Origin of the sequence: Streptomyces sp. NBC_01363, assembly GCF_026340595.1 — a bacterium.
In the GTDB taxonomy this organism is placed as follows: Bacteria; Actinomycetota; Actinomycetes; order Streptomycetales; family Streptomycetaceae; genus Streptomyces.
On sequence record NZ_JAPEPF010000001.1, the window covers coordinates 274,270 to 287,412 of the forward strand.

Consider the following 13,143-nt stretch of genomic DNA (forward strand, 5'->3'; position numbering starts at 1 on the left):
GAAACGGCCTGAAGGAGCGCACCCCGAAGCCATGACGGCGGCCTGACGGCCGGGTGCGCGAGAGTGGGAACAGTTGAGGTGGGACGGACGGCGGTACGTGTACGGGGTCCGTGCTCCGGCCCCGGCGCGTGCGTCGTTACGCGGGGCGGGGCCCGCCGGCTCCCGGCACCGGGAAGGCTCCCGTGGCGCGCCGGGTGATCTCGCCGTAGATCTCGGGGTCGGTGGTGTACTCGCCGAGCCCGACGGTCTTGCGGCTGCCGTGGTAGTCGCTGGACCCGGTCGTCAGCAGCCCCAGGTCGCGGGCGAGCCCGCGCAGCCTGGCCCTGGTCGGCTCGTCGTGGTCCATGTGGTCGACCTCGATGCCGTCGAGGCCGGCGGCGGCGAGCCGCGCCATCGAGGACTCGGGCACCACCTCGCCGCGCTTGACGGCGGCCGGGTGGGCGAAGACCGTGACGCCACCGGCGGCCTTGACCAGCCGGATCGCTTCGAAGGGGTCGAGTTCGTGCTTCTCGGCGTAGGCGCGTCCGCCGTCCGCGAGCCATTCGGGCGTGAAGGCGTCGGAGACGGTCTCGACGACGCCGAGCTCGACGAGCGCGGTGGCGATGTGCGGCCTGCCGACCGATCCGTCCCCGGCGATCCTCGCGACCTGCTCCCACTCGACGGGCACGCCGAGATCCTGGAGCTTGCCCACCATCGTCCGGGCGCGCGGCACCCGGTCGTCCCGTACGAGTTCGCGTTCGCGGGCCAGCTCGGGCTCGTCGGGATCGAAGAGGTACGCCAGCATGTGCAGGCCCACGCCGTCGATCCGGCAGGAGAGCTCGGCGCCGGTGACGAGGGTGAGCCCCTCGGGAAGGGCGGCGATCGCCCCGGCGTGGCCGCGCACGGTGTCGTGGTCGGTGAGCGCGACGACGTCCAGGCCCGCGGCGGCGGCGTTGAGCACCAGCTCCGCGGGGGTGTCCGTGCCGTCCGACGCGGTGGAGTGGGTGTGCAGGTCGATGCGCACGACGCGTACTCCAGTGCTCGGGGCCGGACCAAGGGGACGTCTCAGGATAACTGGCATTCGAACGGCGTCCGGCCCGGCACGGAGGGCCCGGGGCTCAGCCGAGCAGTCGTGGTGTGAGCGCCCCGCACGGTACGAGGTCCATCTCTCCGCCGGCCTCGCGCAGATCGGCGAGCACCAGCTCGTCGTACATCAGGAGCCCGGACTGCTCGGGCCAGACGATCGCCCAGAGCCAGAGCCCGCGCGCCTCGCCCGCGAAGACCGCCCGGTCCGCGGGGGCTCCCTTGACGTGCCACAGCGGGGTGGGGCGTCCGGCGGCGAGCATCTTGACGTCCGGCGGGCCCTCGACGTCCAGGTGGGGGCCGGGGTCGGGGCCATCGATCCCCGCGTAGCGCGCGCCGAGTCCGACACCGAGCTCCTCGGTGACGAGCAGCAGTTCGCCGATACCGCCGACGGGGCCGGGGCCGGAGCAGGCGACGGCGCTGGCCCGGCCACCGCTGCGGTCGTCACCCGCGCTCGCCACTCCGGTGAACAGCCAGCCGACCGGCAACGGCCAGGGCATCCACACCGGGACCTGGGAGCGGCGCACCACCACCCCCAGCGCTTCGACGCTGGGCGGAACCACCGGCTGCAGCGGTTGCACGCTGCCGTGCACGGCACACTGCCAGGTGTCGGCGAACAGACCGGGCGCTCTGACCCGGCCTCCGCACTTCGGGCAACTGGGTTCGCCCCTCATAGCGACCAACGGTCCTCCAGGACCGTCGCCGCGTCAAGGAAGATCACCCGTCCGCAGCGGGGCCACCACCTGCGGAATTAGATGTAACTTGCACTCATTAGGTTCTCTAACTTATTCTGTGCATACCGCAACGATCTAGTGGAGAGCGAGAAGACCCATGCAGGGAGAGGATCCGTTCGATCAGGGCGCCGGCAGCATCCTGCGCCAGCCGAAGGCCGTCTGGGCCACGGCGGGCGCCTCCGTTGTCGCGTTCATGGGAATCGGCCTGGTGGACCCGATTCTGCCGTCCATCGCCAAGGGCCTGGAGGCGACGCCGAGCCAGGTGTCCCTGCTCTTCACCTCGTACTTCCTGATCACCGCCGTGGCGATGCTCGTCACCGGCTTCGTGTCCAGCCGGATCGGCGGCCGCAAGACGCTCCTGGCCGGCCTCGCGCTCGTCGTCGTCTTCGCCGCGCTCTCCGGCACCTCGTCGTCCGTCGGTGAACTCGTCGGTTTCCGGGCCGGCTGGGGGCTGGGCAACGCGCTCTTCGTGTCGACCGCGCTGGCCGTGATCGTCGGTGCGGCGGCCGGCGGCAGCTCCGCGGCGATCCTGCTCTACGAGTCGGCACTCGGCCTCGGCATGGCCTGCGGGCCGCTGGTCGGCGCCCTGCTCGGTGACGCCAGCTGGCGCTACCCGTTCTTCGGCACGGCCGCACTGATGGCCATCGGCTTCATCTGCATCACGGCGTTCCTGAAGGAACAGCCCAGGCCCGCCCGGAAGACCTCGCTGCTCGACCCGATCAAGGCGCTCGGCCACGGCGGTCTGGCCTCGGTCGCGACCTCGGCGTTCTTCTACAACTACTCGTTCTTCACGATCCTGGCGTTCACCCCGTTCGTGCTGAACATGACGCCGTACAAGTCGGGCGCGGTGTTCTTCGCCTGGGGTCTGCTGCTCGCGGTCTTCTCGGTGCTCGTCGCCCCGCGGCTGCAGGAGCGCTTCGGCTCGCTGAAGGTGCTCGGCGCCTCGCTGGTGCTGCTCGCCGTCGACCTGCTGGTCCTGGGATACGGCGACCACACCACCGCCATCGTCTGCACGATCGTCTCCGGCGCCTTCATCGGCATGAACAACACCGTCTACACGGAGCTGGCGCTCGGTGTCTCGGACGCGCCGCGCCCGGTGGCGAGCGCGGGTTACAACTTCGTCCGCTGGTTCGCCGCGGCAGCCGCCCCGTACCTCGCCCCGAAGATCGAGGAGTGGAGCAACATCCACATCCCGTTCGTGGTCGCCGCGGTCACGGCCGTGGCCGGTGCGATCGTCGTCTGGATCCGGCGTTCGGCGCTGACCCACGAGGCGGAGGAGCTGGAGCCGAAGCACGCCACCGAGGACAGCGTCACGGTCTTCGCCGACTGACCTCTCCGCCCGCCCCGCACCGCCCCGCCCGCGGCTCCCCCTCCTGGCCGCGCGGCGGGGCTTCCGTATGGCCCGTCCGATGTACGTCTCAGTCGAGCGCCACGGAGCCGCGCAGCGGATCACGCAGGTCCGTACCGTGCGAGAGCCACCGCTCCTGGAGCTCCTGCGCGCCCCTGACCCGCTTCCACGCGGCCTCGTTGTGCGTCATCGGCAGCAGCGGCAGGAACCGCACCGGCTCCATCGGCTCGTCCATCTCCAGGTCCTCCACCAGACCGCCCGGCTCGGCGACCAGTACGGAGCTGAACGGGGCCCCGGGCCACAGCGGTTCACCGACCTCCAGCGAGGCGCCGGGCGCCACGATCACCCCCTCGACCTGCGGGGAGGCCGCGAGCACGGCGAGCGGGCGCAGCACCTTGTCGGTGTCGGCGAGTCCGGCGCGCACGGAGAGGACCAGTTCGGCGCGCGGGCCCTTCACCGGGTCCACGAGGGCCGCGGTCGGGTCGGCCATCGGCTGCGCCGACATACCGAGCGTGGCGTAGCGCACCACATCGCCGTCGACGAAGCGCAGCACCTCGATCCGGTCCGTGCCGAGAAACGTCACTGCGGCCCGCGCGTCCGGTTCACCGAGGGCCGTCAGCAGCCGGGCCTCGACCAGAGCAAGAATTTCTCCCATCCCGCGAGCATAGGACGCGTATGGAACGGGCAAAGTAAGGGATTGGCCGTCAGTCGGCTGATAGTCTTGGCCGCTGGTCGGGGCAGCACGCAGAAGCGTCGCTCTCAGCCCCGACGACACGTCATCCCTCAAGGGGGACCGGCTGGAGGAGGTGGGGCTGCAATGGATCGAAGTCGACCGTGCAGTACCAACCGCTCTTCCGCACTCCACCTTTCTTGGTGATCTGAAGCCTTCTCGGTCAAGGCCCATGGCATTGCGCACGACGGAAGAGCACTCCTTTTTTGCCTGTCTGTAGCGAACGCCGTCATCGTGCCGCCGCGGTGCCGCCCGCTTTGCGGACGTGAGCACACGTCCCCATTCCGGGCTGTTCCACGTGCCCGACGACGGCCCTCCGTGAAGGAGCCAGCCATGTCGATGATCCGCGACCTGCGCGCCGCCGTGCGCCCGTCCCTGCGCAAGAGCAACGCCCTGCACAGCAGTTACGACGCCACCCGTGACCCCTCCGCCTCCAGCGCGGTCGTCGACTGCGCGGTCTACCGCGACGGACGGCGCCTGGAGAGCGGCACCTGCCGCACGCCGCACGAGGCGATGCTCCAGGTGCGGGAGGAGGGCGGCTTCGCCTGGATCGGCCTGCACGAGCCGACCGAGGAGGAATTCGCCGGTATCGCCCGGGAGTTCGGGCTGCACCCGCTCGCCGTCGAGGACGCCGTCCACGCCCACCAGCGCCCGAAGCTGGAGCGGTACGACGACACGCTGTTCACCGTCTTCAAGACCATCCACTACGTCGAGCACACCGAGCTCACCGCCACCAGCGAGGTGGTCGAGACCGGTGAGGTGATGTGTTTCACCGGCCGGGACTTCGTCATCACCGTGCGGCACGGCGGCCACGGCTCGCTGCGCGCGCTGCGGCACCGGTTGCAGGACGACCCCGAACTGCTCGCCAAGGGGCCGTCCGCGGTCCTGCACTCCATCGCCGACCATGTCGTCGACGGCTACATCGCGGTGGCCGGTGCCGTCCAGGACGACATCGACGAGGTGGAGATCGAGGTCTTCTCCACCCCGGCCAAGGGCAGCCCGCGCGGTTCGGACGCCGGCCGGATCTACCAGCTCAAGCGTGAGGTCCTGGAGTTCAAGCGGGCGGTGTCGCCGCTGCTGCGGCCGATGCAGCTGCTGAGCGAGCGGCCCATGCGGCTGATCGACCCGGACATCCAGAAGTACTTCCGTGACGTCGCCGACCACCTGGCGCGGGTGCACGAGGAAGTCATCGGCTTCGACGAACTGCTGAACTCGATCCTCCAGGCCAGCCTGGCGCAGGCGACCGTCGCGCAGAACGAGGACATGCGCAAGATCACGTCCTGGGCGGCCATCATCGCCGTACCGACGATGATCTGCGGCGTCTACGGCATGAACTTCAAGCACATGCCCGAGCTCCGCTGGACGTACGGCTACCCGATGGTGCTGGGCGTCATCGGGGTGGTCTGCTTCTCCATCCACCGCACCCTCAAGCGCAACGGCTGGCTCTGACACCGTCTCCGCCCGGTCCCATAGAGTTCGGGCATGACTGCTGCTGCCGCCGACGTGCCACTGGGCCGGGCCCTCGTCGAGGAGGCCACCAAGAAGTCCGGCCTCATCTGGGTGCGGGGCACCGGTCCCGCGCGGGCGCTGTGGCACGTATGGCACGAGGGCGCGGCGCATCTGGTCGGGGACGGCCCCGGCGAGCAGCCGCTCCCGGCCGGGCTCACCGACGGGTCCGCCGCCGAGGTGACCGTGCGCAGCAAGGACAAGGGCGGCCGGCTGATCGCCTGGACGGCCGCCGTGACGGAACTCGCGCCGCACTCCGAACAGTGGGAGGCCGCGGTCGCCGAGCTCAAGGGCAAGCGGCTGAACGCACCGGACGCCGAGCTGATGACGGAGCGCTGGGCACGCGAGTGCCGGGTGCTGCGGCTGACGCCCGGCGAGTTCCGTACGGAGCTGCCGGACGGCTCCCTGGCCGCGGCGCCCCTGCCGACGTCCGCGACCACACGACGGCCGGTGCCCGCGGGGCTGCCGCGCCTGCTGAAGCAGGGGCGCAAGGGCTGACGGGGGCGGCGCGGCCCGCCTTCAGGACGCCGTTCTGGGCAGCTGCTTCCCGTAGTCGACCGTGTCCACCTGCGCCGGGGCCTCCAGGGGGAAGTCCTTGCCCCAGTCCGACAGGGTGACGATCCCCCCGCCGCCGCCGCGCGCGAAACGCAGCGGATACGCCTTGCCCTCCAGCGAGACGTCGAGCAGGCCGCCCTCGCCCTTGCCGCCCATGATCTGGACGGTCCGGGTCGCGCCGACCTTCTGCCGGTCCCCCTTGTTGAGGGTGCCGTGCAGCGTGAGCATCCCGTCGAGCAGGGTCTTCTTGTCCGTGAAGCCGCGCAGCTGCTTGTACGTGGGGTCGTCCTGGGGCACCTTCACGTACTTGTTCTGGAGCTTGTCCGCGGCCGCGCCGCCCGCCTCGCTGTCGGCGCCGGGCTTCTCCTCGTGGCTCCAGAACCCGGAGTCCGCCTTCAGATAGAGCTCGTCGCCGATCCGCAGCAACTCGAAGGTGCTGTCCTTCGAGACCACGGAGCCGGTGCCGCCCTTCTCCTTGAGCTGCATGTTGAGCTTGTACGTGCCGCCCTTGCTGACCAGGGTCCCGGCGAGGCGCACCGCGTCGGCGGCGTCCGCCGCGCCCTGTGCCTTCTTCTCGATCTCCGTGGCGTCCAGCTTGCCGACGCCGTTGGTCCCCTGGTCCGGATCCTCGCCGCAGGCCGTGAGGGCTGCTGCCAGCCCCGCACAGAGCAGGGCGGCGAGAGCGGTCCGGCGTCGGGCCCGGACGGGGGGAACGGAGGAGGTCACGGACGCACTGCCTCTCATCTGCATCGCGGTGGGTGGCAGACGGCAGCGTACCTGTGCCGTACACGCCGTCCGGCAGGGAGCCGTACGGACGGCTCCCCCGGGGCAACCCGGAGCGGTACGGGCTAGCCTGATCCCGTCATAACGGTTGATTGACTGCCAAACGGACCAGTCGGAGAAGTCGCACACGGAAGAAGGAGGCGCACGATGGCGGCAGGCGCCCCCCGGGTGTTCGTCTCCCACATCGCCGGCGTACCGGTCTTCGACCCCAACGGCGACCAGGTGGGCCGCGTGCGCGATCTGGTCGCGATGCTCCGGGTCGGCGGCAGGCCGCCCCGGCTGCTCGGGCTCGTCGTCGAGGTGCTCAGCCGCCGCCGGATCTTCCTCCCGATGACCCGGGTCACCGGGATCGAGTCCGGCCAGGTCATCACCACCGGTGTGGTCAACATGCGGCGCTTCGAACAGCGGCCCACCGAACGCCTGGTACTCGGCGAATTCCTCGACCGGCGGGTCCGCCTCGTGGAGACCGGCGAGGAGGTCACCGTCCTCGACGTCTCCGTCCAGCAGCTCCCGGCCCGCCGCGACTGGGAGATCGACAAGTACTTCGTACGCAAGGGCAAGGGCGGGGCACTGCGCCGCAAGGGCGAGACCCTGACGGTCGAGTGGTCGGCGGTCAGCGGGTTCTCGCTGGAGGAGGTCGGGCAGGGCGCCGAGACCCTGGTCGCCACGTTCGAGCGGCTGCGCCCGACGGACGTGGCCAACGCGCTGCACCATCTGTCGCCGAAACGGCGGGCCGAGGTCGCCGCCGCGCTCGACGACGACCGGCTCGCCGATGTCCTGGAGGAGCTGCCCGAGGACGACCAGGTGGAGATCATCGGCAAGCTCCAGGAGGAACGCGCCGCCGACGTCCTGGAGGCGATGGACCCGGACGACGCGGCCGACCTGCTGTCCGAGCTGCCCGAGGAGGACAAGGAGCGGCTGCTGATGCTGATGCGGCCGGACGACGCGGCCGATGTGCGGCGCCTCATGTCGTACGAGGAACGGACCGCGGGCGGGCTGATGACCACCGAGCCGATCATCCTCCGGCCGGACGCGACGGTCGCCGACGCGCTCGCCCGGGTCCGGCAGGCGGACCTGTCCCCGGCGCTCGCCGCCCAGGTGTACGTGTGCCGGTCGCCCGACGAGACCCCGACCGGCAAGTACCTGGGCACCGTGCACTTCCAGCGGCTGCTGCGGGATCCGCCGTACGCCCTGGTCAGCTCGATCGTCGACAGCGATCTCGTCCCCCTCGTCCCGGACACCCCGCTGCCGGCCGTGACGAGCTATCTGGCCGCGTACAACCTGGTCTCGGTGCCCGTGGTGGACGAGAGCGGGTCGCTGCTCGGCGCGGTGACGGTCGACGACGTGCTCGACCATCTGCTGCCCGAGGACTGGCGGGAGACGGACTTCCACGGCGAGGAGGGGGTCGCCCGTGGCCGCTGAGGAACGCTCGAAGACGACGCCGACGGGGGCCTCGGGCATCGCGCGCCCGCCCCGTTCCCGGCTGGACCAGCCGAAGGACCCGCGCCGGCGGATGCTGCCCGACTACGACCCCGAGGCGTTCGGCCGGCTCTCCGAGCGGATCGCCCGCTTCCTGGGCACCGGACGGTTCATCGTCTGGATGACGCTGGTCATCATCGTCTGGTTGCTGTGGAACGTCTTCGCGCCCGTGGACCTGCGGTTCGACCCGTACCCGTTCATCTTCCTGACGCTGATGCTGTCGCTCCAGGCCTCGTACGCGGCCCCGCTGATCCTGCTCGCGCAGAACCGGCAGGACGACCGCGACCGGGTCACCCACGAGCAGGACCGCAAGCAGAACGAGCGCTCCATCGCGGACACCGAGTACCTCACGCGGGAGATCGCCTCGCTGCGGATGGGGCTCGGCGAGGTCGCCACCCGCGACTGGATCCGCTCCGAACTGGAGGACCTCGCGAAGGACCTCGACGACCGGCTCCCCCTGCTCCCGGCCGAGAGTGACGAAGACCGCTGACGGGTGCTACTCACGCGTAGCGGCAGGCGCCGCAACGCCCTCCCGTCGCCCACCACCACTCTCAAGGAGCGCTGCGCGCACCCGTACTATCGAGGTATGGCTACGGAAGACGCGGTGCTTGAGGCACTGGCGACAGTGAACGACCCGGAGATCCACCGTCCGATCACCGAACTGGGCATGGTGAAATCGGTCGAGATCGATGCTGACGGTGCGGTCGCTGTCACGGTCTACCTCACGGTCTCGGGCTGCCCGATGCGCGAGACGATCACCAAGAACGTGACGGACGCGGTCGCCCGTGTCGAGGGCGTCTCGCGGGTCGACGTCACGCTCGACGTGATGAGCGACGAACAGCGCAAGGAACTCGCGTCCTCGCTGCGCGGCGGCACGGCGGAGCGCGAGGTGCCGTTCGCCAAGCCCGGCTCGCTGACCCGCGTCTACGCGGTCGCGTCCGGCAAGGGCGGCGTCGGCAAGTCGTCCGTGACGGTGAACCTGGCGGCCGCGATGGCGGCCGACGGCCTCAAGGTCGGTGTCGTGGACGCGGACATCTACGGGCACAGCGTGCCGCGGATGCTCGGTGCGGACGGCAAGCCGACCCAGGTCGAGAACATGATCATGCCGCCGTCGGCGCACGGCGTGAAGGTCATCTCCATCGGCATGTTCACCCCGGGCAACGCCCCGGTGGTGTGGCGCGGACCGATGCTCCACCGCGCACTCCAGCAGTTCCTCGCCGATGTGTACTGGGGCGACCTCGACGTCCTCCTGCTCGACCTGCCGCCGGGCACCGGCGACATCGCGATCTCGGTGGCGCAGCTCGTGCCGAACGCCGAGATCCTGGTCGTCACGACCCCGCAGCAGGCGGCGGCCGAGGTGGCCGAGCGGGCCGGCTCGATCGCCGTGCAGACCCACCAGAAGATCGTCGGCGTCGTCGAGAACATGTCGGGCATGCCGTGCCCGCACTGCGACGAGATGGTCGACGTGTTCGGCTCGGGCGGCGGCGCGCGGGTCGCCGAGGGCCTGACGAAGACGGTCGGCGCGGAGGTGCCGGTGCTCGGCTCCATCCCGATCGACGTACGGCTGCGCGAGGGCGGCGACGAGGGCAAGCCGGTCGTCCTGTCCGACCCCGACTCCCCGGCCGGCAAGGCGCTGCGTACCATCGCGGACAAGCTGGGCGGCCGTCAGCGCGGCCTGTCGGGCATGTCGCTGGGCATCACCCCGCGCAACAAGTTCTGAAGCGGCGGGCGGTGACCGGTCCCGGCCGGTCACCGCTCCGTCCTGCGCGTACGTGCGTCTCCTCGCCGCGCGTACGTGTGCCCGCGGTCCTACGCGTACGTCGCGATGTCGCCGATGACGGAGAATCCCAGCCCGTACGCGCTCATCCCCCGCCCGTACGCGCCGATGTGCACCTCGCCGTGCGCCGATCCCGCCAGTACCCAGCCGAATTCGGACTCGCGGTAGTGGAACGGCACGGGGACACCGTCCACCGGCAGTGACAGCACCGACCACGCGGGGCCGTCCAGGTCGTCGGCGAGTTCGAAGGCCGTCTCCGTCTGCTGGTCCAGCCAGTCGTCGCGCAGCGCGTGGTCCATCTGCGGGGGCCACGTGCAGGCGAGCAGAGCGGACCCGGCCAGCCAGGCCGCGGAGGACACCGTGGTGGCGTCCAGCACCCCCGTGCCGTCGCCGCTGCGCCGCACCGGGCTGCTGGCCATCGACACGACGACGGCGAACCGTTGCTTCTCGGCGCCCGCGTCGGCCCGGACCGACGGTTCGTCACCGTGACCGATGGAACCGTGCTGCACCGTGCCGTCCGCCGCGGTGCCCACCTGCATCAGCCGGCGCGGCCCGGTGAAGGCCTCGTCCAGTCCGTACCAGGGAAACGTGGCTGCCAGGTAGCCGTCGACAATACGCCGGGCCGCCGGCACCCCCTCTGCGGTGACTGTGCCCGGCGCATCTTCCGCGCCCACCCGACTTGTCGTCTCCATCTGCCCGGCCGCCTCCTCGATCCGTTGGGTCCGGAGCGGCCCGCCCCCCAACGGGCGTACTCACAACCGGACAGATGGAGAATAGCCATACCGTCCGGACGAGCCGGGATTGGCGGGGGGTCAGGTGGCGTCGGCGTCGAACGGTGGCCGGTCGTCCTTGCCGGGCTGGTCACGCTTCTTGAGCAGGTCCGGAGCACCGGCGGAGCCGTTGGCGGCGGTGATCGCCGAGCCGCTCGACACGCTGCTCCGGGAGTCCGCGGACTCCACGTCCTTGCTCTCCCGGCCGTTCACCGCGTCGGTGACCTCGGCAAGATCCTTGCGCAGGTCGAAGCTCTCGCGGATCTCCTTCAGCCCCAGGTCGTCATTGCCGTCCATGAGCTGCTTGCGGACGAACGTCTTGGGGTTGAGGTCCTCGAACTCGAAGTCCTTGAACTCCGGGCCGAGCTCCGTACGGATGTCCTCCTTGGCGCTCTCCGAGAACTCACGGATCTTGCGGATGAAGCGCGAGGCGTCCTGGATGACCTTGGGCAGCTTGTCCGGGCCGAAGATCAGCACGCCCAGAATCGCGAGCGTCGCCAGCTCGAGTACGCCTATGTCATTGAACACCTTGTTGCTCCTCGTGTTCTCCGAGACCGTGTCGGTCGAGGTCCGGACCCGGCCCACGGTACCCGTCGAAACTGTCCGCGCGGTAGCGTCCCGGGGCTGTCACGTGCCGCTTGCCGAACCGAGCGTCAAAGAGATGGACAGGTCTTTGCCACCGCGGGTCAGCGCGAGGTCCAGACGGTCGCCCGGACGGTGCGCGCGGATCTTCACGATCAGCTCCTCGCCGCTGTGCACCCGCCGGCCGTCGACCGCGGTGATGACGTCCCCGGGCCTGATCCCGGCCTTGGCCCCGGGCCCGCCCGGCGTCACCGCGGGCTTGCCGGCCGCGCCCTTGGACCCGACCCTGGCGCCGTCCCCGGCGTACTTCATGTCGAGCGTGACACCGATCACCGGGTGGGTGGCCTTCCCGGTGTTGATCAGCTCCTCGGCGACCCGCTTGCCCTGGTTGATCGGGATGGCGAAGCCGAGGCCGATGGAACCCGCCTGTCCGCCCTCCTCGGCCGAGCCGCTGTCGGCGGCGCGGATGGCGCTGTTGATGCCTATGACATGGGCGTCGGTGTCGACGAGCGGGCCGCCGGAATTGCCCGGGTTGATCGGCGCGTCGGTCTGCAGCGCGTCGACGTAGCTGATGTCGCTGCCGTCACCCTTCTCGCCGCCCGCGGTGATCGGCCGGTCCTTGGCGCTGATGATGCCGGAGGTCACGGTGTTGGACAGGTCGAAGGGGGCGCCGATGGCCACCACGGGGTCACCGACCCGCACATTGTCGGAGTTGCCCAGCGGCAGCGGCTTGAGGCCGGAGACCCCGGTGACCTTGACCACGGCCAGGTCGTAGCCGCTGTCCTTGCCGACGACCTCGCCGCGCGCGGTCTCCCCGCCGCTGAACGTCACGGTGATCTCGCCGCCCTGACCGGCCGGGGCGACGACATGGTTGTTGGTGAGGATGTGGCCGGAGCCGTCGAGGACGAAGCCGGTGCCGGTGCCGGACTCGGTGGAGCCGCTGACGTGGAGGGTGACCACGCTGGGCAGGGCGCTGGCGGCGATGCCGGCGACGCTGTCGGGGGCCCGGCCGCCGCTGCTGCGGCCGGCCTGCGGGAGCTCGACCTGGGTGAGGCCGCCGTTGCGCTCGATGTAGGCCCCGATGCCGCCGCCGATCCCGCCCGCCACCAGGGCGAGCAGTACCGCGCCGGCGAGGAGGGAGCCGCGCCGGCTCTTCTTGCGTCCGGTGTCGGCCCCGAGCGGCGGGCCCGGGTTGGTGAGCGGCTGCCTGGGCGCACCCCAGGGGTCGTACTGGAGCCACTGCGTCGCCGCCGGCGGCTGCGATTGGGGCTGCGGCTGCTGAAGCTGGGGTTGCTGCTGAGGCGTGTGGGGCGGGGGCGTGAAGCCGGTCGCGGGCGGGGCGGGAGCGGGCGACGTGGGAATGCCCGCGCCGTTCGTCCCCGCGTACTGCGGAGGTACGGGGGTGCCGTGCGCCGGGGTCGGGACCGGCCGCTGCACGGGTGGGGCGGGTGCCCAGGGGCCGGGGCCGCCGTAGGGCGGGGTGCTGTACTGATCGGGCTCGTGCAGGGGTGTCACGGGCCGTGCGGCAGGTACGGCGGCCACCGGCTCGGGCGCCGGGGACCGGGGCGGCGCGTCGGCCGGGTGCGTTTCCGGCGCCGTGGTCGTGCGGCTCGCGCGGTCATCGGCGACCGCCGCGTCCGTCGCTGTCGCCGTGGACGCCGGGTCGGCCACGGGCGCCGGGTCCTCGATGGACGACGGCTCGTCCGGCGCTGTGCGGGTGGTGCGTCCCGGCGTGGGCCGGCTCCACCACTTCGCCTTCGGCCCGGTGGACTTCCCGTCTTCCATGCTCTCCCCGCAACTGCCGCAACTGGCCTCTG

The 13,143-nt window shown here is 71.0% G+C and carries 13 protein-coding genes; 6 read left to right on the forward strand and 7 right to left on the reverse strand.

Going from position 1 to position 13,143, the window contains the following annotated elements:
• Positions 1–136: 136 nt before the first annotated feature.
• Together OG611_RS01235 and OG611_RS01240 are read right to left on the reverse strand one after the other, a co-directional pair.
• Positions 137–1,003 carry a PHP domain-containing protein gene (locus OG611_RS01235; protein WP_266414643.1) on the reverse strand — a complete coding sequence of 289 codons (867 nt, stop codon included), beginning with the start codon at positions 1,001–1,003 and terminating at the stop codon, positions 137–139.
• Between the two features lie 94 nt (positions 1,004–1,097).
• Positions 1,098–1,736 carry a DUF6758 family protein gene (locus OG611_RS01240; protein WP_266414645.1) on the reverse strand — a complete coding sequence of 213 codons (639 nt, stop codon included), beginning with the start codon at positions 1,734–1,736 and terminating at the stop codon, positions 1,098–1,100.
• Positions 1,737–1,893: 157 nt separating this feature from the next.
• Here OG611_RS01240 and OG611_RS01245 point away from each other — a divergent pair, with 157 nt between their 5' ends.
• The gene (locus tag OG611_RS01245; protein ID WP_266414648.1) at positions 1,894–3,126 is read left to right on the forward strand and encodes an MFS transporter; all 1,233 of its coding nucleotides are present in this window, start codon (positions 1,894–1,896) and stop codon (positions 3,124–3,126) included.
• 88 nt (positions 3,127–3,214) lie between these two features.
• On the opposite strand, the gene OG611_RS01250 is transcribed toward OG611_RS01245, so the two are convergent.
• Complete coding sequence (locus OG611_RS01250; RefSeq protein ID WP_266414650.1) at positions 3,215–3,799, reverse strand: suppressor of fused domain protein; 585 nt, start codon at positions 3,797–3,799, stop codon at positions 3,215–3,217.
• A gap of 408 nt (positions 3,800–4,207) precedes the next feature.
• Between OG611_RS01250 and OG611_RS01255 the strand changes: the two genes are divergently transcribed.
• Together OG611_RS01255 and OG611_RS01260 are read left to right on the forward strand one after the other, a co-directional pair.
• A complete protein-coding gene (locus tag OG611_RS01255) occupies positions 4,208–5,323 on the forward strand; it encodes a magnesium and cobalt transport protein CorA (protein ID WP_266414652.1) in 1,116 nt (371 codons plus the stop codon).
• 33 nt (positions 5,324–5,356) lie between these two features.
• Positions 5,357–5,878: a hypothetical protein gene (locus OG611_RS01260; RefSeq protein ID WP_266414654.1), complete on the forward strand. Its 522-nt coding sequence runs from the start codon at positions 5,357–5,359 to the stop codon at positions 5,876–5,878.
• 21 nt (positions 5,879–5,899) lie between these two features.
• On the opposite strand, the gene OG611_RS01265 is transcribed toward OG611_RS01260, so the two are convergent.
• Positions 5,900–6,661 carry a hypothetical protein gene (locus OG611_RS01265; protein ID WP_266414656.1) on the reverse strand — a complete coding sequence of 254 codons (762 nt, stop codon included), beginning with the start codon at positions 6,659–6,661 and terminating at the stop codon, positions 5,900–5,902.
• A 204-nt stretch (positions 6,662–6,865) separates the two neighbouring features.
• On the opposite strand from OG611_RS01265, the gene OG611_RS01270 reads away from it, so the two are divergent.
• From OG611_RS01270 to OG611_RS01280, 3 genes are all read left to right on the forward strand, one after another.
• Positions 6,866–8,140 (forward strand): CBS domain-containing protein, encoded by a 1,275-nt coding sequence (locus OG611_RS01270; protein WP_266414658.1) that lies wholly within the window; start codon positions 6,866–6,868, stop codon positions 8,138–8,140.
• A complete protein-coding gene (locus OG611_RS01275; RefSeq protein WP_266414661.1) occupies positions 8,130–8,687 on the forward strand; it encodes a DUF1003 domain-containing protein in 558 nt (185 codons plus the stop codon). The genes OG611_RS01270 and OG611_RS01275 overlap by 11 nt, the downstream gene beginning before the upstream one ends.
• Before the next feature lie 96 nt (positions 8,688–8,783).
• Positions 8,784–9,917, forward strand: coding sequence for an Mrp/NBP35 family ATP-binding protein (locus tag OG611_RS01280; RefSeq protein ID WP_266414663.1), 1,134 nt, complete (start codon positions 8,784–8,786; stop codon positions 9,915–9,917).
• Positions 9,918–10,006: 89 nt separating this feature from the next.
• Here OG611_RS01280 and OG611_RS01285 read toward each other — a convergent pair whose 3' ends face one another.
• From OG611_RS01285 to OG611_RS01295, 3 genes are all read right to left on the reverse strand, one after another.
• Entirely contained in the window at positions 10,007–10,666 is a 660-nt protein-coding gene (locus OG611_RS01285) for a hypothetical protein (protein ID WP_266414665.1), read from the reverse strand.
• 120 nt (positions 10,667–10,786) lie between these two features.
• Positions 10,787–11,272 (reverse strand): sec-independent translocase, encoded by a 486-nt coding sequence (locus OG611_RS01290; protein WP_266414667.1) that lies wholly within the window; start codon positions 11,270–11,272, stop codon positions 10,787–10,789.
• Positions 11,273–11,371: 99 nt separating this feature from the next.
• Entirely contained in the window at positions 11,372–13,111 is a 1,740-nt protein-coding gene (locus tag OG611_RS01295; protein WP_266414669.1) for a S1C family serine protease, read from the reverse strand.
• Positions 13,112–13,143 lie beyond the last annotated feature (32 nt).

Bases quoted from the DNA above. Each gene is read 5' to 3' on its own strand.
- OG611_RS01240 (WP_266414645.1), bottom strand. From the start codon at position 1,736: ATGAGGGGCGAACCCAGTTGCCCGAAGTGCGGAGGCCGGGTCAGAGCG.
- OG611_RS01245 (WP_266414648.1), top strand. From the start codon at position 1,894: ATGCAGGGAGAGGATCCGTTCGATCAGGGCGCCGGCAGCATCCTGCGC.
- OG611_RS01250 (WP_266414650.1), bottom strand. From the start codon at position 3,799: ATGGGAGAAATTCTTGCTCTGGTCGAGGCCCGGCTGCTGACGGCCCTC.
- OG611_RS01255 (WP_266414652.1), top strand. From the start codon at position 4,208: ATGTCGATGATCCGCGACCTGCGCGCCGCCGTGCGCCCGTCCCTGCGC.
- OG611_RS01260 (WP_266414654.1), top strand. From the start codon at position 5,357: ATGACTGCTGCTGCCGCCGACGTGCCACTGGGCCGGGCCCTCGTCGAG.
- OG611_RS01270 (WP_266414658.1), top strand. From the start codon at position 6,866: ATGGCGGCAGGCGCCCCCCGGGTGTTCGTCTCCCACATCGCCGGCGTA.
- OG611_RS01280 (WP_266414663.1), top strand. From the start codon at position 8,784: ATGGCTACGGAAGACGCGGTGCTTGAGGCACTGGCGACAGTGAACGAC.
- OG611_RS01285 (WP_266414665.1), bottom strand. From the start codon at position 10,666: ATGGAGACGACAAGTCGGGTGGGCGCGGAAGATGCGCCGGGCACAGTC.
- OG611_RS01295 (WP_266414669.1), bottom strand. From the start codon at position 13,111: ATGGAAGACGGGAAGTCCACCGGGCCGAAGGCGAAGTGGTGGAGCCGG.